The 23,400-nt window shown below is 52.8% G+C and carries 17 protein-coding genes; 6 read left to right on the top strand and 11 right to left on the bottom strand.

Features of this window, described 5'->3' with window-relative positions; all coding sequences use genetic code 11:
• Positions 1 to 31: 31 nt before the first annotated feature.
• From P8N76_13390 to P8N76_13375, 4 genes are all read right to left on the bottom strand, one after another.
• Positions 32 to 550 (bottom strand): HAD hydrolase family protein, encoded by a 519-nt coding sequence (locus P8N76_13390; GenBank protein MDG2382657.1) that lies wholly within the window; start codon positions 548 to 550, stop codon positions 32 to 34.
• Positions 551 to 1,675: a KpsF/GutQ family sugar-phosphate isomerase gene (locus P8N76_13385; protein ID MDG2382656.1), complete on the bottom strand. Its 1,125-nt coding sequence runs from the start codon at positions 1,673 to 1,675 to the stop codon at positions 551 to 553. It abuts the gene before it with no gap.
• Between the two features lie 190 nt (positions 1,676 to 1,865).
• On the bottom strand, positions 1,866 to 2,882 hold the full coding sequence (fba, locus tag P8N76_13380) for a fructose-bisphosphate aldolase class II (GenBank protein MDG2382655.1): 1,017 nt from the start codon (positions 2,880 to 2,882) through the stop codon (positions 1,866 to 1,868).
• A gap of 187 nt (positions 2,883 to 3,069) precedes the next feature.
• The gene (locus P8N76_13375; GenBank protein ID MDG2382654.1) at positions 3,070 to 3,996 is read right to left on the bottom strand and encodes a hypothetical protein; all 927 of its coding nucleotides are present in this window, start codon (positions 3,994 to 3,996) and stop codon (positions 3,070 to 3,072) included.
• Positions 3,997 to 4,618: 622 nt separating this feature from the next.
• Here P8N76_13375 and P8N76_13370 point away from each other — a divergent pair.
• Positions 4,619 to 5,932 (top strand): L-fuconate dehydratase, encoded by a 1,314-nt coding sequence (locus P8N76_13370; GenBank protein MDG2382653.1) that lies wholly within the window; start codon positions 4,619 to 4,621, stop codon positions 5,930 to 5,932.
• A 24-nt stretch (positions 5,933 to 5,956) separates the two neighbouring features.
• Here P8N76_13370 and P8N76_13365 read toward each other — a convergent pair whose 3' ends face one another.
• Positions 5,957 to 6,958: a DUF1559 domain-containing protein gene (locus P8N76_13365; GenBank protein MDG2382652.1), complete on the bottom strand. Its 1,002-nt coding sequence runs from the start codon at positions 6,956 to 6,958 to the stop codon at positions 5,957 to 5,959.
• Between the two features lie 512 nt (positions 6,959 to 7,470).
• On the opposite strand from P8N76_13365, the gene P8N76_13360 reads away from it, so the two are divergent.
• The 3 genes from P8N76_13360 to P8N76_13350 are packed head-to-tail and all read left to right on the top strand — an operon-like array spanning position 7,471 to position 12,102.
• Positions 7,471 to 8,394: an ABC transporter ATP-binding protein gene (locus tag P8N76_13360; protein MDG2382651.1), complete on the top strand. Its 924-nt coding sequence runs from the start codon at positions 7,471 to 7,473 to the stop codon at positions 8,392 to 8,394.
• A 58-nt stretch (positions 8,395 to 8,452) separates the two neighbouring features.
• Positions 8,453 to 10,306 carry an ABC transporter permease gene (locus P8N76_13355; protein ID MDG2382650.1) on the top strand — a complete coding sequence of 618 codons (1,854 nt, stop codon included), beginning with the start codon at positions 8,453 to 8,455 and terminating at the stop codon, positions 10,304 to 10,306.
• On the top strand, positions 10,303 to 12,102 hold the full coding sequence (locus P8N76_13350) for a hypothetical protein (protein MDG2382649.1): 1,800 nt from the start codon (positions 10,303 to 10,305) through the stop codon (positions 12,100 to 12,102). Before P8N76_13355 ends, P8N76_13350 begins: the two co-directional genes overlap by 4 nt.
• Positions 12,103 to 12,113: 11 nt before the next feature.
• On the opposite strand, the gene P8N76_13345 is transcribed toward P8N76_13350, so the two are convergent.
• Positions 12,114 to 13,265, bottom strand: coding sequence for a hypothetical protein (locus P8N76_13345; GenBank protein ID MDG2382648.1), 1,152 nt, complete (start codon positions 13,263 to 13,265; stop codon positions 12,114 to 12,116).
• 530 nt (positions 13,266 to 13,795) lie between these two features.
• Here P8N76_13345 and P8N76_13340 point away from each other — a divergent pair.
• Positions 13,796 to 15,412, top strand: a complete 1,617-nt coding sequence (locus tag P8N76_13340) for a DUF1553 domain-containing protein (protein ID MDG2382647.1) — start codon at positions 13,796 to 13,798, stop codon at positions 15,410 to 15,412.
• A gap of 39 nt (positions 15,413 to 15,451) precedes the next feature.
• A complete protein-coding gene (locus tag P8N76_13335) occupies positions 15,452 to 16,756 on the top strand; it encodes a DUF1501 domain-containing protein (GenBank protein MDG2382646.1) in 1,305 nt (434 codons plus the stop codon).
• 22 nt (positions 16,757 to 16,778) lie between these two features.
• On the opposite strand, the gene tkt is transcribed toward P8N76_13335, so the two are convergent.
• From tkt to P8N76_13310, 5 genes are all read right to left on the bottom strand, one after another.
• A complete protein-coding gene (gene tkt, locus P8N76_13330; GenBank protein ID MDG2382645.1) occupies positions 16,779 to 18,749 on the bottom strand; it encodes a transketolase in 1,971 nt (656 codons plus the stop codon).
• Positions 18,750 to 19,043: 294 nt separating this feature from the next.
• Positions 19,044 to 19,523 (bottom strand): response regulator, encoded by a 480-nt coding sequence (locus P8N76_13325; GenBank protein ID MDG2382644.1) that lies wholly within the window; start codon positions 19,521 to 19,523, stop codon positions 19,044 to 19,046.
• Between the two features lie 173 nt (positions 19,524 to 19,696).
• On the bottom strand, positions 19,697 to 20,914 hold the full coding sequence (locus P8N76_13320; GenBank protein MDG2382643.1) for a HEAT repeat domain-containing protein: 1,218 nt from the start codon (positions 20,912 to 20,914) through the stop codon (positions 19,697 to 19,699).
• A 275-nt stretch (positions 20,915 to 21,189) separates the two neighbouring features.
• Positions 21,190 to 22,815: a chaperonin GroEL gene (gene groL / locus P8N76_13315; GenBank protein MDG2382642.1), complete on the bottom strand. Its 1,626-nt coding sequence runs from the start codon at positions 22,813 to 22,815 to the stop codon at positions 21,190 to 21,192.
• Between the two features lie 104 nt (positions 22,816 to 22,919).
• The gene (locus P8N76_13310) at positions 22,920 to 23,246 is read right to left on the bottom strand and encodes a co-chaperone GroES (GenBank protein ID MDG2382641.1); all 327 of its coding nucleotides are present in this window, start codon (positions 23,244 to 23,246) and stop codon (positions 22,920 to 22,922) included.
• Positions 23,247 to 23,400: the final 154 nt, after the last annotated feature.

The raw sequence follows: 23,400 nt of genomic DNA, 5'->3' as shown, positions 1-23,400 counted from the left end.
CCGCATAAAGACGAAAACGTTCTGTCGAGGGCTACAAATATTTCTGAATCAGATCACCCCAACGGTGCTTCGCTTTCAAGATAAGTTCGATTGTCTCTCTTACCGCTCCGTGTCCGCCACTGAGTTGCGTCACGTAGTGGGCGGAAGACCGCACCTCTTCGGCCGCATCCGCGACGGCAACCCCCAGTCCCAGCGAATTGATCGCTGGCAAATCAGTCAAATCATCCCCGACAAAACAAACTTGCTCTGCCTCAAGGCCTTGCTGAGAGAGAATTTCACGAATCGTCAACAGCTTTTCTTCGAATCCCTGCCGAATAATCTCGATTCCCAACTCGGCAGAACGGACTTTGACAATGTGCGAATTCCGAGCCGTCACCAGCCCAAACTTGTAACCGGCCCGCTGCCAAAGCTTGATTCCCAACCCATCTCGAATGTGAAACTTTTTAGTTTCAATTCCGTCGTTATCAAAAACAACGCCTCCGTCGGTGAGAACTCCATCAACGTCGGACAGGATCATTTCGATCCGCTGACAACGTGCTTCAATCTTCATTTACGCATCATTTCGTTGTTGGTTCGAAAGCGGAAGAATGCGAGGAAACGATCCGTCGGCTTCAGCTATTTCATTTATTTCGGCATCCCCTTCGTCCACCTCATCAACCGTATCGAGCGTCGACGAAATGCCGACCACATCGGTGATGTCGATCAAACCAACGGGGCACCCCGCATCGTCCACAACCGGCAACTCGCTGATTTTACGTTCGACCAGAATTTCGATCGCGTTAGGCAACATCATCCCCGCAGAAACAACCCGTGGTGAGCAAGTCATCACGTCGCGGATTGGACCATCCAAAGCCTGCTCTTGTTGCTGCTCGAGTATTCGCGCCAAATCACTATCCGTGAAGATGCCCGTCAGAACTCCCGCTGCGTCGGTCAACAAGACAGCTCCGCATCGCCGACCAGGACGTCCCAGCGAAACGAGCACCTGTCGCACAGACAGGCTGTCCGAGGCAACCCGACACTGATCGATGGGTCGCATGAACTCTTCCACCATCGCCAGTTTCCGTCCGAGCGATCCGCCTGGATGGAATCGGGCAAAGTCTTCGGGCTGAAAGCCTCGCAACTGGCTCGTCGTCAAAGCCAAGGCATCTCCCAGGGTCAACATCACGGTCGTACTCGTACTGGGCGCCAATTTCAGTTCACCCGCTTCCTCCAGCTCACCCATCAACACGGGAACGTCGGCTTGCTGCCCTAACTGGCTTTCGGCATGGCCGGTGATTGCAATCACCGGCACGTTCAGAACAGCAAGTGACGGTAATAAACGAATCACCTCTTCGGTTTCCCCGCTGTGCGACAATACAACGACTACATCATCGGGATGAATCCGACCCAAGTCACCGTGGATCGCTTCCGCCGGATGCAAAAAATGACTCCGGGTCCCCGTGGAGGCAAACGTCGCGGCGATCTTCTGCCCGACCAAACCAGCCTTGCCCATGCCCGTCACGATCACACTACCGCGACAACGAAACAGTAGCTCCACCGCCTCGGCAAACGAATCGTCGATGCGATCAGCGAGTCGCAAGACAGCTCGCCCCTCCGTACAGATTACGGAACGAGCAACGATCTGCACAGTTTCGCTTACCGATTCTCTCGGAAAACGATTTGGCTGCATATTCATCGACGTCATCCTTGACGAGAAGAAATTGCGAAAATCGGGAACAGGCGCGGAAGGCGATTCTATCGAGACGACCATTGCAAGGCAACGTGGAGTCGTGCGACGTGCGCAGAAGACCACAAAAAAACGCGGGCATCGAGAAGAGCCCGCGCTTGCAATGGTATCGTTGACTGCATTTGACCGATGAAAAAACTTAAACGGAGATCGCCGATTTCATTTTGCTTGCATTGCCGGCTTGGCCGAAAGCGACCATGCGATCGACACAGACCTGTTTCATCGCAGCACGAGCCGGTTTCAAATAATCACGCGGATCAAACTTTTCCGGGGATTCTGCCAGCACTTTGCGAATGGCCCCCGTGATCGCCAAGCGATTGTCGGTGTCAACATTGATCTTACGAACGCCAGATTGAATCCCACGCTGAATTTCTTCGACCGGCACACCCCACGTTTGACGAATATTGCCGCCATACTGGTTGATGATATCTTGCAGCTCCTGAGGGACGGAACTACTACCGTGCATCACCAGGTGGGTGTTCGGAAGTCGGCGATGAATTTCTTCGATACGTTTCATATCCAGAATTTCACCATCGGGCTGACGAGTGAACTTGTAAGCTCCATGACTGGTTCCGATTGCCACGGCTAACGCATCCACGCCGGTGGCAGCCACAAATTCTTCCGCTTGCTCCGGATCGGTCAGCAGCTGATCGTGCGACAAAGTGCCCACCGCACCATGGCCATCCTCCTGCTCACCTTCGCCAGACTCCAGCGAACCCAGACAGCCCAATTCACCTTCGACGGATACATTTTGTGGATGGGCCAATTCAACGACTTTGCGGGTCACATCGACATTGTAGTCAAAGGAGGCCGGACTCTTTCCGTCCGCTTCGAGTGAGCCATCCATCATGACTGAGGTGAATCCGTTCTCGATTGCACTGGCACAAGTCTCGACGCTATTTCCATGATCCTGATGCATGGTAATTGGAATGTGCGGATAGAGTTCCGCAGCCGCCAACATCAGATGACGCAAGTAAGCATCCTGAGAATAGGAACGAGCTCCTCTTGAAGCCTGAATAATGACGGGAGAATCGGTTTCTTCAGCCGCTTCCATGATGGCCTGAATCTGTTCCATATTATTGACATTGAATGCGGCCACACCGTAATTATTTTCAGCCGCGTGGTCGAGTAGAATTCTCAGAGGAACGAGAGCCATCGATTAACTCCTTCAACATTACTTAATAAATTCGAGCGAGATTGCGATTCGACAATTACCTTGCCAGACAGGCGAAGCGTCGCGCCCGGGCAAGCAATCAACAAACAATGCAGATTCGCCATTATGAGAATGGCAGGGAAGACTGGCAATCCCTAACGGGATAACGCAGAGCAAAGGAAACGGGGATTTACCGCGAAAGGGGCTGATTCAATGCATTCTCGCCGTCCGCCTCATCCGAAATGAGCGCGTCGGGCAGTGGCTCCGATAGCTCAAACAGATCATCACGCTGAGTCTGAGCCAGCCGAATCAGCAACAGCTTCTGCTGCGGGTCTCCATGAGACGTATCGACAAAGAAGTTCTGCCCAAGTCCCTTTGACTCCGGCGTACAACTCAGGATCAACGTTTGGCCTGGCATGATCGACGCGACAATTTCCAGATCGGAAAAAACCTCCCTATCCCGTGCCGAAAGCAGATGGAACGTTCCTTCTCCAGCGATCCATTGCTTCTTGGGCTGTCCAAATTGTATCTCCGGCACCAACTTCAGATCCACGCGACCATCACCATACGGGTAGCTCTTAGTCGCGAGAATCGTCTGTGCCTCAGTAAACGTCTTGCCACCGACACGATCCGCATTCGAGTCACGGTACAACACGATCATTTCTTCCTGAGGAGCTGCCGTAACAATCTCATTGCGTTTTCCAGATCGCGTATTAATTCGACGATTCTGGGACAAGGCATCGATCTCGCGTTGCGAAGTCGCTTCAAGCGTCGAAGATTCTTCTTTGGTATCCAACAGTTTCCGTAATGATTCCGGAAGCTGTGTCCCGACAAGCCCGCAACGAAAACCATTGTCATTCAATCGTTGTCGTACAGCTTGACCGAGCACTTGTTCGTCGACCTGACCCCAAAGCTCCGTATTAAAGTCGGTCTGCCCCGTGGGCACACGAAGAAACGTCACCTGCAAGGCGACCCCGTCAGGAGCCAATCGCACAGGCGGTAAATTGAACCCCTCAGAGGGCGTCTCTCGCCAACTCGTACAGCCCAGCATGATGATCAACCCTAAGCTCATCATCACGGGTACGCTGAATCGAATATACGCGATGCACTTGGCCATGCCGATGATCCAACGTTACTCCTGAAACGGAGTTGGGTTTGCAAAGAGGAAAAGGGACAGCACGGAAACAAAATTTGCCGCTGCACACGCTCGGGGAAGCTATCGAGGCAGTCACTTTGTGTCAATGCGAAAGAGACCGACCAGGTTCCGTTGAAAGATTCCTATCCGCTAGCTTTTTGGCTTAATTCAATCGCCTAAAAACGCTCTTGACCCTCTGGAATGAATCACCTATTCTCCCGCCTCGACAGTCACACAACGGCGACACAAAATCGTTTCCAAAAATAAGAACTGATAACTCGAAAACAGTCTTGATCCACGTGGTGGAGTCCGCATCTGGAGTGCTTGCACTCTGCGGACCGCGAAGCGAGCGTTCGGCATGGAAGCCGTCGACCGCTTCGAAAAACAATTGATTGCATCCGAGCAATCGGAGCGTCCAATCGCTCCCGGAAAAAAAAGGAGTCCTCTGCCCCCCTGGGACCCGAGTATTTCCGGGAGCTTTTTTTTTGCCGTCAAATAGGCACACAAATTACAATTTTGATCAGTCGCGACGCGACCGCAAAATGGGTTACAATTCAACGCTCTCGCCCGTTTCGATCGCCGCAACTTTTCCCCCGACTGATTCATGCCGACCATCTCCCGCTTACGTGTGACGGACATTCGCTTCCCCACCTCATGGGAACAACATGGCTCAGATGCCATGAACAAGGATCCCGACTACTCGGCTGCTTACGTGACACTCGAAACCGATGGGCCACATGTCGGACACGGTCTGGTGTTCACTCTCGGTCGTGGCACCCATTTGTGCGTCAACGCGATTGAAGCACTCGCTGAAAAAGTCGAGCAACAATCACTCGATTCAATCACCGCAAATTTTGGTCAATTCTGGCGAGAGCTGACCACTGGCGACTCCCAATTGAGATGGCTTGGCCCGGAAAAAGGTACCGTGCACATGGCAGCGGGGGCCATCATCAATGCAATCTGGGACCTTTGGGCAAAAACCGAACAAAAGCCACTCTGGCAATTGCTCTGCGAACTCACCCCAGAAAAACTGATCTCGACGATCGATTTCCGCTATCTGACAGATGCCATCACACCCGACGAAGCGAGAGAAATTCTCGAACAACTCGCCCCCACGCGGACAGATCGAATCCAACAGCTGAAACAAGATGGATACCCAGCGTACACCACCAGCACCGGTTGGCTCGGCTATTCCGATGAGCGATTACGTCATCTTTGCCAAGCTGCCCTAGCCGATGGCTGGACCTCTTTCAAAATCAAAGTAGGCGGAGACCTGCAACAAGATCTTCATCGTCTGCGAATTGTTCGAGAAGAAATTGGTGATGATCACACACTGATGCTCGATGCCAATCAAATTTGGGATGTAAACGAGGCCATCGAATGGATGCGAGAATTGGCCCAATTCAATCCAACCTGGATCGAAGAGCCAACCAGTCCTGATGACGTCGTGGGACACCAAAGGATCGCAGAAGCGATCCGGCCGATCGGTGTGGCCACAGGTGAAATGGGGCAGAACCGAGTGCTGTTCAAACAACTCTTGCAGTTGCAGGCCATTCAATTCTGCCAAATCGACAGCTGCCGACTAGCGGGCGTTAATGAAGTGCTAGCTGTCATGCTGATGGCTGCAAAGTTTGGCGTCCCCGTTTGCCCGCACGGTGGCGGAGTCGGCCTGTGTGAACACATCCAACACTTGGCGATTTTTGATTACGTTGCCGTTAGCGGCTGCTTGGAGAATCACTGGGCGGAATACGTCAATCACCTGCATGAACACTTCCAGGATCCGGTGGTGATCAAAAACGGACGATATCGCGTCCCCACCTCCCCGGGTTACAGCCTCGACCTTCTACCGGAGTCGATCCACCAGTATGAATATCCTGGCGGTAGCGTCTGGCGAAAGCATCTTCAGCAGCCAACCTGATTGCGTCCCTCGGCCGGATCCTAGCTAATCATCAAAGCTGCCTGAATCGCGGCCGCTACGTGTTGAGGCGGCTTGCCAGACCTTCAGATCAACGTCGTCCGTCACGGGTCGCGACGAACCGTCGAGCATCACCGTGTTCACCAAGCCAGTATGGTAACTGCGAGCCGTCACAGCCGCATAAGTCTTGACCGTACTGGATTTGCCTTCCTGTTGGTTTGTCCAATCGATGCTGCGACCCGCAACTCGGCTCGGACTCACATCGTAGTTGGGCAGGAAAGTGGTTGTAAAACCTGTCTGATGGACACGCCCATCGACCCCTTCGGTGTGACCCGTATTCTTTTGGATCGGCGGGCCAAACTTCTGTTGTCCCCCTGCCGGAAGCTGTTCGGGCGTTGTTGGGATCGGTAGGTCACCGTCCGCTGCCGCGTTCCGCTCGTAAGGGGTGTACGCCTTCACCTCTGCAAACGCGAGCGTCTTGCTTAGACCATCGCGAAATTTGCGTCCGGACAGCCAACTCTGAGGATAGAACACACCTGGTCCGCCGCGACGCTTCACGGGATCCCAGACAAACCAGACTCCCATGTTCCCCCCGTAACTGATCGGATAATGCTTAGGAATCTCACCAGACAGTCGAACCCGATCATTGACCTCCGAAGGACAAAGATAAGCGTTGACGCGATAGGAACTGAGTAATTGCCCCGAACCCGTCACCACTCCATCATAGGGGGCGTCAAAATCGATCTCATCAGCCAAGACGCCCTCTTCAAGGAACGGCAAGAGACGAGAATGGATCGACCAACCGCCCACCTTGCCACGACTGGGCGGAAATCGGTTGTGAGTGCCTTCGAAATTGATCAGTGCTAAGCCTAATTGCCGAATATTGTTGATACAGGATGCTCTGCGGGCTGCCTCGCGGGCAGCGTTCACTGCCGGCAGGAGCAACAACACGAGAATCGCAATAATGGCAATCACAACGAGTAACTCGACCAGTGTAAAAGCTTTTTTTTGAGCCGTTTTTGCGAACATGCCGATTAAAACCTACCCCCTCACCCGAAACTCGTACTGAGACTCATTATCACTAAGCGAATTTATTATACAAACGATAAAAAACACAACAAGCCCCGCGAGAACAGCGAAATCTACAGCTGCGGCCGGCGGATTCACCGACCAATGGAGTCACTTGGCGATCGGCTCGGCAGCCAGTTTCCGGAAAGCAACCCAGATTGGAGCTGGGGATTATTGCACGCTTCTACTCAGCCTTTTATAGTTCAGGGTGTCCCCTGCAACGCTCGGTTCAAACAGCGTATCAGGAAGACACAAGTGGGAAGGGAAGCGAGTTCCTGGATCGGAAAAATAGGATTATCTTGACCAAGTTCGTCGACGCGGAATCGAACTCGCCGAATGTGGACCGCGTAACAGCGTAAGCTTGCAAGCTTAGACGAACAGTTCATACGAGCTTCTCACAGATTTCGCCTAAGTACCTTTGGGGCTCCCCCTGCGGAGCCACTCAAGTCTCACGCGAAGAATCGGAGATTACCATGGAAGCAACGGTTGCGGACGCGGCGGAAAAGCCGTCGCAGGGGGCCGAGATCGTGATTGAAACACGCAATCTGACGAAAGATTACCGCGACTTCTGGGGCCGCCAAAAGGTGCGAGCGCTCAAGGCACTCGATCTTGATGTGCGGGAAGGCGAAATCTTCGGATTACTCGGCCCAAACGGATCAGGAAAAACAACCACAATTAAGTTGATCCTTGGATTGCTATTCCCCACCAGCGGTGAAGCGTTGGTCTTTGGTAAAAAAGCCAGCGACGTATCCAAAAATGAACGCATTGGATACTTGCCGGAGGAATCCTACCTCTACAAGTTCCTCAACGCCGAAGAAACTTTGGATTTCTACGGTCGGCTGTTCAATATGACGCCCGGCGAGCGCAAGCAGCGCGTCGCCGACTTAATCAACATGGTCGGACTCGATTGGGCAAAGCGTCGACAGCTCAAAGAATACAGCAAAGGCATGACTCGGCGGATCGGCCTGGCACAGGCGCTCATTAACGATCCCGATCTGATTGTTCTCGATGAGCCGACCACAGGACTCGACCCGATCGGAACACGGGAAATGAAGGATTTAATCCTGAACCTGAAAGCCGCAGGCAAGACCGTGGTCATGTGCAGCCATCTCCTGGCAGACGTCCAAGACGTCTGTGATCGCATCGCAATACTCTATCAGGGCGATCTCAAGGAATTAGGGCGGGTGGACAATTTACTCCAGGTCCGCGATGTGACTCAAATTCGTGCTCAAGGCTTAAGCGACGAGGCCAAGAAAGAGATTCGAGATGTAATCGAGCGTCACGGAGCCAAAGTCCTCGGCATCGAGAATCCAACCACGACGCTTGAAGAACTTTTCTTAAGTATTGTTCGCGAAAGCGAAGCAAGGCCAGGGCGACGAGCGACACAAAGCAAGTAAAAAAGCTGCCGCGACTCGAAGACAACATTTAGGTGAGTGGAGCACAACGAGAACCGCTATGGTTTTGGAAAAACCGATTCTGCCGTTATTTGAATGGCTGTCGCTGAATTTACCAACCTTCTTCGCGATGGTCTTGGCAGTCATTTTGATGGGATTGTTCATCGGCTTCCTCGCAGGAGCGCTGCGGCACGGCCCCATTGAATCTCTCAGGATTTTGACGACAACTGTTGCCTCGGCGTTTCGTGATTTGATTCAATTGTCGCCAAGGCGACTGTTCGCAATTGCCCGACTGTCTTTTCAAGAATCGATTCGACGCAGAGTACTCGTCGTGTTTGCCGTGTTCGTGATCGCTTTGTTGTTTGCGGGTTGGTTTCTCGATCCCAGCAGTAGCCATCCGGCAAGGCTATATTTGAGTTTCGTGCTCACATCGTCAAATTACTTGGTTTTGATCCTGGCTGTCTTCTTGAGTGCATTTAGTCTACCCACGGACATCAAGAATCGAACCATTTACACCATCGTGACCAAACCTGTCCGGCCTTGGGAAATCGTGGTCGGTCGCATGCTCGGGTTTTGTGCCGTCGGTACGGTGATTCTGGTCTTGATGTGCGTCTTTAGTTTTTTCTTCGTCAAACGAGGCCTGCAACACACGCACCAAGTCAATCCTCAACAATTAGCCAGCGAAACCGTCGATGTCGACGGCGAACCCTTGAATCAACAGATTGGCGAATCCTCTCTGGCACGTGCCCATCGGCATGACATTACCGTCAATGATGCGGGCGAAATGATCGTGACACCGAACCACGATCACTTTCATCGACTCGCCCAAACGGTAGCTGAGAGCCGAGACGGCCAATATCAACTGGGAGCCGCTGAGGGATTTCTACAAGCACGTGTCCCCATTCGCGGCTCGCTTCGATTCATTGATTCAACGGGAAAACCAAGTGCCGGAACCAACGTTGGCTACGAAAACAAATACCGAAAGTATGTTGAAGGCGGAACATTGGCGGCCGCCATCTGGACGTTTGAAGGGCTGCAAGCCGAAGATTTCCCGGACGGACTTCCGATCGAAATGACGCTGCGCGTTTTCCGAACCTTCAAAGGCGACATCGAGCAAGGTTTGACCGGTACCCTTCAGCTGGTCAAGCCTGCGCCCGTTGGACCTGACGGCCAACCCCTTTCAGCGAGCGAGGGCTGGAAGAGTGACGAAATCAGCTTTACGGCACGCGACTACGATGCGTACCAGCGATTTATCCCGAGAAAAATCGATGCCCGAGACGCCCAGGGCAACGAAATCACGGTCGATATTTTCGAAAATCTGGTCGACTCAAAATCGGACAGCTTGGAGATTTGGGTTCGCTGCCTCGACCAGGACCAATATCTCGGGATGGCCGCTGCCGACCTCTACCTCCGAGCATCCGACAAGCCGTTTTGGTTGAACTTCCTCAAGGGTTACACAAGCATTTGGTTCCAGATGGTGGTCGTGACCTGTTTCGGCGTCATGTTCAGTACGGTAGTCAGCGGTGCAGTGGCCATGATGGCGACGTTGGCCGCGGTCGTCATGGGATTATTCAAAGGATTCGTCGTGAATGTCGCCAGTGGAGAATTGCCGGGCGGCGGCCCCTTGGAGTCCCTTGTCCGACTTGTCAAACAAACTGGACAAATGGTGGAACTTGACCAAGCCGTCGGAACGACAATTATTCAAAGGATTGACGACGTTTTAATGTTCATCATACAGACGGTTAGTTACGCCATGCCCGACTGCAGCATTTTCAATACCAGTCGCTTTGTCGCCTATGGGTTTAACATTCCTGCTGCGTTGATGGCACAACATTTTGTCATTACGTTGGCTTATGTCGCTGTCGCATCAGCCGTTGGCTACTTTTGCTTTAGAACTCGCGAGATTGCCGCATGATCTCCAACGAATCATTTCGTCGAAAAACCATTTATGGAGCACTGATTGCTGTCCTGCTAATTCCGCTTTACCTGCTGAGCCGGCCCGCAATGCGTGAATCCAACGGAGACCTCTCTGACGGAGGTGTCCTGTCACAAATGCGAAAAGAATATAATCTTTCGCAAGCGAATTTAGGAGATATTGACCCCGCCAGCGAAACCATGAAGTTGGCCACGCTCGGCATGAAAGGCATTGCAGCCAACCTACTCTGGGAACGAGCCAACCGCTACAAGCGAGACAGCGATTGGGACAATCTGACGGCAACGCTCAACCAAATCAGCAAACTTCAGCCCAACTTCATCTCCGTCTGGCAATTTCAAGGCTGGAACCTGGCCTACAACGTATCGGTTGAGTTCGACGACTATCGATCGCGATACCATTGGGTAACACGGGGAATCGACTTCCTACGTGACGGCATCCGATACAACACGGACGAACCCGTCTTGTATTGGGAAATCGGCTGGACTTTTGGCCACAAAATCGGCAAAGCCGACGAGTATGTGCAATACCGGCGTCTGTTCGCCGAAGATGAGGATCTCCACGAACGCCTGCGATCAGACAACATTCCGCTGGACAACACTCTGGGTCCGGAAGGGAAGCCAGATAACTGGCTAGTGGGTCGTGAATGGTTCCGTAAAGCGGAACAAATAGTCGATCGAGGAATCCCGATCCGCGGGCGACTCGTCGGTGATAACGAGAACATCAAACGTGGAAAAACACCACTGATCTTCCATTCTCATCCTCCCAAGTGGATGATTAGCTTTGCCGAAGCGATTGAGGAAGAAGGTTACCTCGACGAACGGGCGCGTGTGGCCTGGATGAAAGCGGGGGACCAATGGCAAGCCTATGGAAATCGTGACATCCCCACCACCTACGGTTTCTCCATCCGACTCAACGAAGGCTCGGCAATGCGTCGGGATGCTAACCGCATTCGCGATGAGTTATTGGCAATGATTCCGGGTGCTCGAGAAGAAATATTGGCCAAGAAACGGGAAGCGATTTCTCCAGAAGCTCTTGAAGCTTCAGAGCTACCTTGGCAAGAACGAACCGTCGAACAATCTGCCATGGCCTTGATGACCGACCGAAGACTGCGAGTTGAATTTGACGACCTTTCCAAACGTGCTCCCGCAGAAAAAAAGGCGGAATTTGACCGATTGATTCGCGAAGGCATCCGGTTAGAAGCAGAAGCCGACGCCATCGACAATTACCAAGAGCAAGTGAATTATCGCTACTGGAAACTCCGCTGCGAAATTGAGCAGAGTCAGGAAGCAATCGATGCTCGTAAATATCTCTATGCAGCCGAAGAAGCTTACAAGGTGGCTGATCTCGAAGGAATGCGAGAAAACTACGAAGCCTCCTGGAACGAATGGGCCAAGATCTTCGAAAAATACCCCGTCATGCTGGAGGATACGACAGCCGAAGATCTCATGGAATCCGTCGCACGTTATCGGTGGGTACTGGAACAATTTGAAGAAACATTTCCACCGGCCGACTTCAAGCTAATGAGATTGCTGGAACTGAATGACCCCAACTTCAATCCCAATCAAATTCCGCAAACGAACGATGAACCGCTTTCCGATTCGCAATCCGAGCCAGCAACGGCAACCAACGAGAACGCGACGAACGAGCTAAGCCAAGAATCTACGCCCCAAGCAAGCTCGGACGAAGACTCGGTTTCATCGCCGAACAACGAACCGGAATCCAACGAACCGGAATCCCCAAACGGTACAACAGACGACCTTTCTCCATCATTCTGATTCGAATTGCTTCACAAGCCAAGAAACGGGACGGGCAGCAGGAATGCATGCTGCTCGTAGAGGCTGAGGCCCCCGTACCAAGAGACGTACTGTGTGAAATAGACGATCAGTACATAGAAGGCAACGACGGGCAACATGGTCACCCAAGCAGCCCAGCGAAAGACAAAATGACGTCTGAAATCACACTTTTCTGAGCGGCTAAGGGCCCAGCCGGTGGCCAAACGAGCTGGGAACATAAAGAGCACGAAGACCAAACTCGGAAGCCAAGCCGCTTCCCGAGGCACTAACTCCGCTTTCAACAAATAAAGAGGAAGTGCGAACAGCAAAGTAAGGGAAAGTGCAATCAAAAAGGCGACCGGTGCTTGCTGGTATCTTCGTCGAATCGTTCGCAAATCAAACATCGTTGAAAAGTCATTAGTGGCAGCAAATCTCGCTTGTAAGAATGGTAAGTACATCAACACCGCCGCAAAGAGCAATGCACCGATAAGCCCCAACACAATACCGAGCGGAACTGGCACGCGAGATGCCAACATGAGCAGCGTCACGGGTACGATTAACCAAAAAGAAGCAGCGATAAAACCACTTGTGCCCAACAGGAAGTAGTACGACAGACGTAAACTTGCCACAAATTCCCAAGTCGCATCTCTCGCTGCTGAATAGATTCCTCCTTGCCGCAACCGGCAGATAAGCTGTCGCGGAGCGGGCCACAAAAAATGACGTAAACGACCACCACGGAACCAAGCCCACACCAAATGCAAGACGGTTAGGCTCATCGTGACAATCAATCCGATACGCCACAAACGGCTTTCAAAACTTGCCCCATTCAATAAATAAGACGAGTACCAGAGGCTGGAGACGGCCCGCGCGGGCCAGAGCACTAACCAACTCCCCAACACGATAGAGCCCACTTGAGCCGCCTTGCGAATGCCTACAAAACCATCGCGAACCCGCCCCGTTCGGACAACTCGACCACTGCATTCCAACAGATAACCTAAGCTCAAAAGCTGAGCCACCGGAATTGTCGCCAACAAAGCAAGACCCACTAGTAAACTGAACAGACCAAACAACCAACCGAGCCCGCCCCAAAAGCCGACCCACAAAACCGCCAAACAGCCTCCAACCGTTTTTGATCGAGAAACAACTTCAACGATTTCCGGTGACATCGTTCGCATTCCTGTTGGGACAGGTGAATCGCGGTCGCGGGGGGCGTTCCCTCCTCTAGAATCTTCGTCTGACATTCCTACTGGACCTGCCGCTTTCGCGTTAGCAAGAAGCTGGTCAGGGCCGCCTTTTCCACTAGCATTCGACTCGGCAACCGAACGTTCGGCTTCCGTTCACGACGGATGAACACACCCCTGCTTCCAACTGAAATGTAACGAAAACGGACGATCGAATCCAACCGTGACCAGGCGAACGAGATCATGAATCCAAGAAACATTTTTTTTCAGTTACAGATTGGCGCACAAATCGACTTTCAAGATCAGAATCGGCTGATGTAACATCCAAGTCAGATAGTCGATTTCGAATCAGCAAACGGTTCACCCAACAACAGGCTGCGAATTGGCAACATCGCCCCAAATCCTGCAATTTGGGTTCATTCGGGCAACATTTGCAAAGATCTCCCTTTTCGCATCGAATAGGGGCTGTCCGTTTCTGCTTTCACGACGCATCCTTTTCGGCAGATCACCTTGAAATGTGGATTCGCAACTTTTGCTTTATCGCACTTTGCACGCTCGGACTAGCAGTGGTTACCGGAAGTCTGCTCCCGCGAAATCGTGTCGAACAACCTCCGAACATCCGGCCAACGGGCTCGGCCACAGATAGTTTCAATCAAGCGGTTGGCCAAATCGATCAAGAGTTTCATGATCACTGGCTTGCGACCGATGTCAGCCCCACCGTGCGGGCGAATACAAGCACGATCATTCGCCGCATTTCATTGTCCCTTACTGGAACGATCCCGTCATTAGAAGAACAACGGGCAATCGAACAGCTTCCCGATTCGGAGCGAATCGATTGGTGGCTCGATCGGCTCTTACAAGACCGTCGTTACAGCGACTATCTGGCCGAACGTCTGGCTCGATCTTACGTGGGTACGGAGGACGGTCCATTCTTAATCTTTCGGCGCCGCCGCTTCGTTACTTGGCTGAGTGATCAACTCTATCAAAATCGCCCCTACAACGAACTCGTAGCCGACCTGATTAGCGGTACAGGTCTTTGGACGGATTCGCCAGAGGTCAACTTCATCACGGTCACTACGGATGTGAATGGGGATGAACAACCGGATGAAGAGAGACTCGCCGCTAGAACGGCGCGCGCTTTTCTCGGCGTCCGACTGGACTGCGTTCAATGCCATGATGACCATTTGAATGGGGCATGGTTGCAGAGTGACTTTCATCACCTCGCAGCGTTTTATGCTGGCGCTCAATCCTCACCGCTAGGCATCCAAGACCAGGAAGCTACCTACGCATATCAATATCTCGGTGAGTCGGAAACCGTTGATGTCGCGCCAACCCCGCCCTTCTTGGGCGAACTCGAGTCGAGTGAACCGATAGCGCGCGAGCGATTGGCGAAATGGGTAACTCATCAGGACAACGCGGTTTTTCGTCGGGCCATCATCAATCGCGTCTGGGCATTAATGTTCGGCAAGCCACTCGTTGCACCAATCGACAACATCCCGTTGGAAGGACCTTATCCGCCTGGTTTGGAAAGCCTATCCCTCGACTTTAGCAGGAACAATTTTGACCTACGGCGACTGATTCGCATGATCTCACACACGCAGGCTTTTCAGCGCGGTAGTCGTGACTCGCGCGGCGCGACAGAAGAACAAGAGCATCAATGGGCCATCTTCCCGCTGACTCGTTTGCGTCCTGAACAAGTCGCTGGCAGTCTGTTACAAGCATCTTCATTGACCACGATTGATGCAAAGTCACATATTCTTGTGCGTCTAATGCATTACCAAAGCGAAGCGGAATTTATCGAAAGATACGGAGATCGGGGTGAAGATGAATTCGGCAATCGAGGTGGAACCATTCCCCAACGATTGCTCATGATGAATGGTCAGCTCATTTCAGAACGAACCAAGGACGACTTGATCGGTAACGCCGCGACGCGAATTGCAGCATTGGCTCAAGATGACGAACGTGCGATTGAGTCAGCCTACTTGGCAATTCTGACGCGTCATCCTTCGCTTACGGAAAAACGTCACTTCCTAGACCAAATGCAACAAACGAACCCGCCAGCCCGGCGACAGCCCCTCGAAGATTTATACTGGACTCTCTTTAACAGTGCCGAATTTTCCTGGAACCATTAGTTGTCGCCTCACAATATCAAGTCTTGGAGACAACCCACCATGTCTCGTCAACACCATTGCGGCAGCCACACTCATAGCACCCGTCGTACCCTCTTGAAGCTTGCCGGCGCAACCAGTTTCGGCTGGTTAACTCCCGTGGCCGAAATACTAGCAAATCAACCTTTCAGCGATCGGCACGCCCAAGCGAAGTCGATCATCCTGCTGTGGCTTGCTGGGGGACCGAGTCAATTAGAAACTTTCGACCCACACCCCAACCAAAAAATTGCTGGCGGAACGGGCGCCATCAAGACCGCTGTGAAAGGCCTTCAAATCGCCAACGGTCTCGAACAAACGGCCGAGCAAATGGAACACATCGCCATTGTTCGCTCGGTGGTTAGCCGCGAAGGCGACCATGAACGGGCTGCCTATAATCTCAAGACCGGCTATCGTCCCGATCCAACCTTGCTGCATCCGTCGATTGGCGCCGTCCTGTGCCACCAACTTCCGCAGGGAATGGCTGAGATTCCGCGACACATTTCGATCTTGCCCGACGCATGGTCCGGACGAGGAGGCTATCTGGGCGAACAATATGACGCTTTCCGACTCGGCGATCCCCAACAAGCGCTTCCAGACATGCGAACGTTCATCTCGAATGAACGCTTTGCCAAACGGCTGAAAAACCTGGGCATTGTTGATCGCCAATTCGCTCAAGATCGTATCCCAGATTTAGAAAATAGCCGCACATTACACCGAAAGACGATCGATCAGGCCGTTCGAATGATGAACTCCGAGCAGCTTGCAGCGTTCAATTTGAAAGACGTTCCGACGGCCGATGTCGCCGAATTCGGAGACTCGTCATTCGGACGCGGATGCTTGGTCGCCGCCCGATTGATCGAAGTTGGCGTTCGTTGTATCGAAGTCACGCTCAGCGGATGGGACAGTCACGTCGCGAATCATGAGCTACAAACAGAGCGAGTCAAGACATTGGACCCCGCCTTTTCCGCCTTGATCCGACATCTCAAAAAACGATCGTTACTCGACCAAACCATGATCATCTGCGGAGGCGAATTTGGCCGGACACCGCAGATCAATCCGGCCGGTGGTCGAGACCATTGGCCACATGGTTTTTCGATCGCCTTTGCTGGCGGTGGAATCGAAGGCGGTCAAGTCATCGGCCAAACCGACCCCCATGGCGATCGCGTGAAATACGAGGCAGGAATTCCCATCGCGGACCTGCATGCCACCGTCTTGGAAGCACTCGGAGTAAAACACGACCTTGAGTTACAAACACCGATCGGCCGGCCCCTCAAGCTCACGGAAGGCAGGCCCCTTGCGGGACTTTGCCAAACCGGCACGAAGGGATAAGCCCAATCGCACCAACAGCAGATCAAAGCGACCGGCAAACAGACACCAAGTGATCAGTCGTGATTCCCAATTCCGACATCACAGTCGGTCCGGGTGCACTCAAGCCAAACCGATCAATGCCGACCACCTTGCCCGCCGTGCCAACATACTTGTACCACAAGCCGGAAACACCCGCTTCGATCGCTGCGCGACGTGTACAGGAGGCGGGCAACACTTCGGCTTGATATTCCGCTGACTGCCGATCAAATCGCTCGAAGCAGGGCATCGATACGACCCTCACGCCGTCGCCAATTTCGGCGGCAGCGGCAACCGCCAATTCCAACTCGCTCCCCGTCGCCAGCAAGATTAAGTTCAGATCCCCCGTCTCTGGAACCGCGATGTAACCACCTCGCAATGCGCCTTCTCGCCGGCGGGAGACTGGTATCTGATTCAACGTTTTGACTTTTTGCCGCGTCAACAACAACGCCGTGGGGCCATCTTGGTGTTGCATCGCAGCCGCAAACGCACCGGCCACCTCTTCCGGGTCTGCGGGCCGAAAAACGTCGAGCCCAGGAATCACACGAAGACCACTACAAGTCTCGACGGGTTGGTGCGTCGGTCCATCTTCCCCGACACCCACTGAATCGTGTGTTAGAATGTAAATCACCGGTAATTTGGCAAGAGCTGCCAAGCGAATAGAAGGACGCAAGTAATCCGCAAAAACGGCGAAAGTGGCCCCGGACGGTCGGAAGATGCCGTCGTAAGCCGCGCCATTCAGAATCGCCCCCATCGCATGTTCTCGAATGCCGAACCAGAGATTGCGGCCGGCATAATTATCTCGACTGAAATCTCCCTGTTCCTTCATGTAATTCTTGGTGGAACCAAACAGATCGGCGCTTCCGGTAAACAGGTTGGGCACTTCCTTGGCCAACGTCTGCATGACCACACCACCCGCTCCACGTGTTGCATCGGCGTAATCTTCTGCGAACTCAGGAATTCGGTCAACCAAATCCGAAGGCAGATCCTGATCTCTCGCAGCTTGCAACGCCTTGGCCTCGGCCGGATTGGCCTCGGCCCAATCTTGATAACTCGCCTGCCAGGTGTTGTAGCGATCAATTTGCGCCGCTTTGTGCTGTGCAAAGTATTCGCGAACCTCATCGGACACATAGAACGTTTCCGCCGGCAATCCAAGTCCTTTCCGTGCAGACTCGGCAAACTTCGCGCCCCCTTCACCGTGCCCTTTAGCCGTACCCGCAACCTCTGGAATCCCACGACCGATTTCAGTACGAGTAATGATCAATTTCGGCTTGCCATTGTGACTCTCTTTCGCGTGGCTGAACGCCTGCTGAACCGCATCCAAATCATGACCATCAACCGTTGCCACTTCAAACCCGTAGGCCTCAAAACGCTGCGCCGTCGATTCACTTTGAGTGACCTTGGCCATCGCGTCCAAGGTCACGTCATTGGAATCGTACAGCAAAATCAGGTTATCGAGACCAAGGTGTGCCGCCAGCGCGGCCGCTTCACTCGAAATGCCCTCCTGGAAACAACCATCTCCTGCCAGGGCAATCACGTGATAGTCGAATGGCGCCGACGGGAACCGTGCTGCTAACATCTTGCCACTAATGGCATAGCCAACCGCGTTACCAACGCCCTGCCCCAACGGGCCCGTTGTGGCCTCGACACCGGGCGTCTCACCAAATTCAGGATGGCCAGGCGTCGTGCTATGCAACTGCCGAAATTCCTTGAGCTGCTGCAGAGGAAGGTCGTAACCCGAAAGGTGGAGCCATGTGTAGAGAAACATGCTGCCGTGACCGGCCGACAAAATAAATCGGTCCCGATTGATCCAGGTCGGATCGTCAGGATTAAGGTTCAGCGAATGACCAAATAAGACCGCTCCGACTTCCGCAGCCCCAAGTGGTAATCCCAGATGTCCAGAATTACAGGCATGGATAGCGTCAATTGCGAGTCCACGGGAGATTGCAGCTGCTTGACTGAGGATTTCCTTATTCATCGAGCTTATCTTCGGTTCGGGTCGGATCAGTGGTCAATCGGGGAAAATCCCGCGACAATTTGTCTAGAATGAATCCAGCGAGTTTACTCGCCCCGACCGTCTCGCGTCAACGTGGCGAGCTATTCGTGAAAAGAGATGCGGTCAAATTCCGCCGATTAGATAAGTTGAGAACGCCAATTAAACGCCAACAGACCCGTCCGTAATAGCTGAATACGAACGGGTCTTGGTTGAAATCGTCGCCGCATTTTCCTCGTTGACACAACATACCACCGAAGAGGATTATCGGCTTTGAAGCTAACGCTGACGCAATCCGAGATCGGAAAGCATGCGTGGGCCTTTACGAGATGGGTTATGCGCTTTGGTGTCGATGTGGCATTTGATCAAATGAGGCATCCACAATGCTTTGCTCGCTAACTCAAGCAACACCGAAGGATCGAGCGGCTTGCCGAGGAAGTAAACGCCACCCGCATTTTTCGACCTCGAAACGAGCTCATTATTTCGATCTTTGGAAACGAAAATGACTGGAATATCGTGACGAGGATATTCCGCTTGAATGGATCGACAAAGGTCGAAACCTGTCGTCCGCCCCAGGTCAGTCTCAACGATCATCAAGGACGGCAGCTGCTGCCGAGCGAGTTCAATCGCCTGCGCTCCGTCCGTTGAAAACCAACAACTGTAACCCTCGTCAATTAGAGTCTGGCGGATCTGATTGCCAGACTGTGCGTCCTGATCGACGACCAAAACATGAACCGATTGGTTTCCAAGACTGCCCATTATTTTATCCCCCCTGAAAAGATTCAGGCCTGACGTGCCTGCTGTTAATTTCCGACGGAAGGGTAGCTCGTAATCGGTGACAAGTGGGACGATTCAAAGAATTTTTTTCGCGTTGTGGGAGATCCAGTGAAAGACGTACTGGAAAAAACGCAAGCGAGACGCAGGATGAAACACTAAGAATCCCGACGGAGATTGACTTCACCGGCTTCTTGCTGACGAATATACCAGTCTTTCCAGTCAGGCTTGGAATACTGATAATTCTGATCCGTCAGCGAAATCAACGCTTCCAGGACGCTTTGATTTTTTAGATCTCGGACCACTTTCTTAGGTCCACCACCGACGCTGAGACCGTTCATCCCACCGGAGCCGTCACTGTTCCGACCAAAACTTGGAGTGATCGCACTGGTCGGTTTCACAATCCGTTCGTGTCGCGTGACCAAAGATTCAATCAGCGGTAGGACCGCATCGGTATTACCGAGTCGCCCGAGGGCAACACCCGCTCGATTAATCGTTCGATTACTCTTGCTTTGAAGCGACTGAGAAAACATCCGCACCGCTGGCTCAGGCCCAATCCGACGGAGATGGTCCACAGCCCGCAGACGAACTTCCAGATCCGGGTCCTCCAGTGTGGTGCTAATCAATGCTGAAATTGCAACTGGACCTTCAATGCGCCCCAACGTGTCGACATAAATCTCTCGGACTTCTGCCAACTCTTCACTCCTCAACATCTCCTGCAAAGCCATGACCGCACGAGGGTCTTTGATCCCCTTGAACTGTTCCTTCGCCTGTGCTTGACGAGTTCCATTCAACTGAGACCGCAACGTCTTCAGATCGCGCCGCCATTTCTTCTGTGCCAGATCGTTGTTTCGATTTCTTTTTTTGATGGCGATCTGCTGAGGCAACATGTATTTGCCCTCAAACAGCTCGTAACCTTGGGCCCGCATTCGATCGTCCCGTTTGCCCCATTCCCCATTCAATCGCGTGTAGCCTAAGCTCCGGCGAGCTTCTTCGTGATTTGGATCGAGTTGCAAAACCTGCTGCTGATGATAGCTTCGTTGCTCTCGTAACTTCTGCTTTTGACACCACTCCGCCATGGTCCAGTGATCTGCAGCCGTATTCGGCATCTTCACCAGCAACTTTTTGTACTGCGAATGCGCCGGCAAATCGGCAATCACCTTCCGAACTTCTCGACCGTCAATCTTCAACCGTGCACCGGACTTTAATCGAACGATGTAGGCAGTCGCCTCTCGTTCACCTCGCAACTCTTTTCGCTTGAGGATCTCACCTTCCAAGCGCCCCCCGTTCCGTAACACCAAGATGTCGGCCGGCGCATCGGCGGCCAGCCAAGTGAGGCTCAAGCATGCAAAGGCAACGATTGAGTCAAGTTTCATCAGAAAGATTCCAATCGGTCGATCTGCCGTTTTTTCGACTTCAAATGTCTCATGGGGTATTATACGAGCCGCCTCGGTCAGAGACGAACCAAATGCGACCGAGGTGCGCCAAGGCAAATCCCTCTAATTGTCTCAAACGGTAGAATCCCCGTCGTTTTCATCGAAAACGCAGACTCGCACCCCCACCACAGGAATCGATCGCGACCATAAAAAAACGCCGCACCCAAAAGGCACGACGTTTTCTATTTCAGACCGAACGATCGTTCGGGATCCGTTTAATACATGTCGTAGTCGCCGCCATGACCACCACCGGACTTCTTATCGTCCTTTGGCTTCTCAGCGATCAATGCATCGCTGGTCAGCAACAGTGTTGCCACGCTGGCTGCGTTGCTCAAAGCGGTACGCGTCACCTTGGTGGGATCAATCACACCGGCTTTGACCAAGTCTTCATAGGTATCAGTCAGGGCGTTGAAGCCATTGTTACCTTTACCCTCCGCGACCTTTTCACAAACGATTCCGCCATCCTGGCCGGAATTGTCAGCAATCATAGTAAGCGGAGCACGACAAGCTCGCAGCACGATGTTGTAACCGACGGTCTCGTCGTGGGACAACTCTTCGGTCGTCTTTACGTTGGTGGCAGCTCTTAGCAGAGCAACACCGCCACCAGGCAAGATGCCTTCCTCGACGGCGGCACGAGTCGCGTGCAGAGCATCCTCGACGCGTGCTTTCTTTTCCTTCATTTCGCTTTCGGTTGCGGCACCGACGTTGACCTTTGCAACGCCACCCGCCAGCTTCGCCAAGCGTTCTTCCAACTTTTCGCTATCATAATCACTCGTCGCGTTTTCGATTTCACGACGGATTTGATCGATACGAGATTTGATGTCACCGCTCTTTCCGGCACCTTCGATGATCGTCGTGTTGTCTTTGTCAACGATCACCTTCTTGGCGCGACCCAGATCGGTGATTGGCAGGCTTTCCAACTTCAGGCCTAAAGCCTCGAAGACAGCCGTACCGCCCGTCAGAATCGCGATGTCTTCCATCATTGCCTTGCGACGATCGCCGTAACCAGGCGCCTTCACGGCACAGCACTTGAAAGTACCTCGCAGACGATTGATCACAAGCGTCGCCAGGGCCTCGCCCTCGATATCTTCGGCAATGATCAACAGCGGTTTACTTTGCTGGACGATGGCTTCCAACAATGGAACCAAGTCTTTGATGTTGGTAATCTTCTTTTCGAAGACCAAGACATACGCGTCTTCCAACACGCATTCCATACTGTTGGGATCGGAGACGAAATAAGGAGACAGGTAGCCACGATCGAATTGCATACCTTCGACCCATTCAACCTCTGTCTGCAAGCTCTTACCTTCGTCAACCGTGATCACACCATCTTTACCGACTTTTTCCATGGCGTCGGAAAGCAAGGAACCAATTTCCTTATCATTGTTAGCAGCGATCGTACCGACGTTCGCCATCTCTTCCTTGCTTTTGATTTTGATGGACATTTTCTGCAGCTTTGCCGTAATGTCGGCGACGGCCTGCTCGATGCCCTGCTTCATTTGAATTGGATTGACACCAGCGACGACGGCCTTCAAACCTTCGTTGAAGATCGCTTCCGCCATTACGGTCGCCGTGGTCGTGCCATCACCAGCCACATCACTGGTTTTGCTGGCCACTTCGCGAACCATGCGAGCGCCCATATTTTCGTACACGTCTTCCAGGTCGATCTCTTTGGCGACCGTGACACCGTCTTTGGTGACCGTCGGAGAACCAAAGCTCTTCTGAAGGATCACGTTACGTCCCTTCGGACCGAGCGTGACCTTAACCGCCTTGGCCAACTTTGAGACACCCCGCCGAATGGCTTCTCGTGCCTCTTGGTCGAATGCAATAATCTTTGCCATTGGATTTCATACTCCTGAGAATTTCACTTCGCGGCCGATCCGACCGCTGCTTGAAAATGCGATTGAAATGCGAATCCTCTCTCGGGCTTCGCATCCGAGCCGCATCAGCCGTCAATCACTGCGAGGATTTCGTCTTCACGCATTAACAACAGCTCATCGTCGCCGATCTTGAAGATCTCACCGGCATAGCTGTTGAAAATAATGCGATCGCCTACCTTGACTTGAAAATCACTCCGCGATCCGTCATCAAGCAATCGACCGTCGCCAACGCTGACAATCTTGCCGCGAGCCGGACGATCTTGAGCCGAATCAGGCAAGACAATCCCTCCGGCTGTGGTTGTTTCGGCGTCATCTCGTTCCACTACGACACGATCACCGAGTGGCTGCAGCTTGAGTTTTGACTTGTTTTTTGACTTGGTCGCCGTTGCCATCGATTTCTGACCTCCCGACACCTGACATTCAGTTACGCAATATGTTTGATCTGCCGAATCCACCGTGGTCGGCAAGAGGACTGCCAATTGGGCGCATTATTCGCCCCAGACGCCCCTTTGATAAGCAACTCCCGGGCCAAAAAAAATCCCGCGT

Source organism: Pirellulaceae bacterium (assembly GCA_029243025.1).
Taxonomy (GTDB): Bacteria; Planctomycetota; Planctomycetia; order Pirellulales; family Pirellulaceae.
The sequence above is the reverse complement of the archived record's forward strand: the minus strand, read 5'-3'. Positions and strand labels throughout refer to the sequence as shown.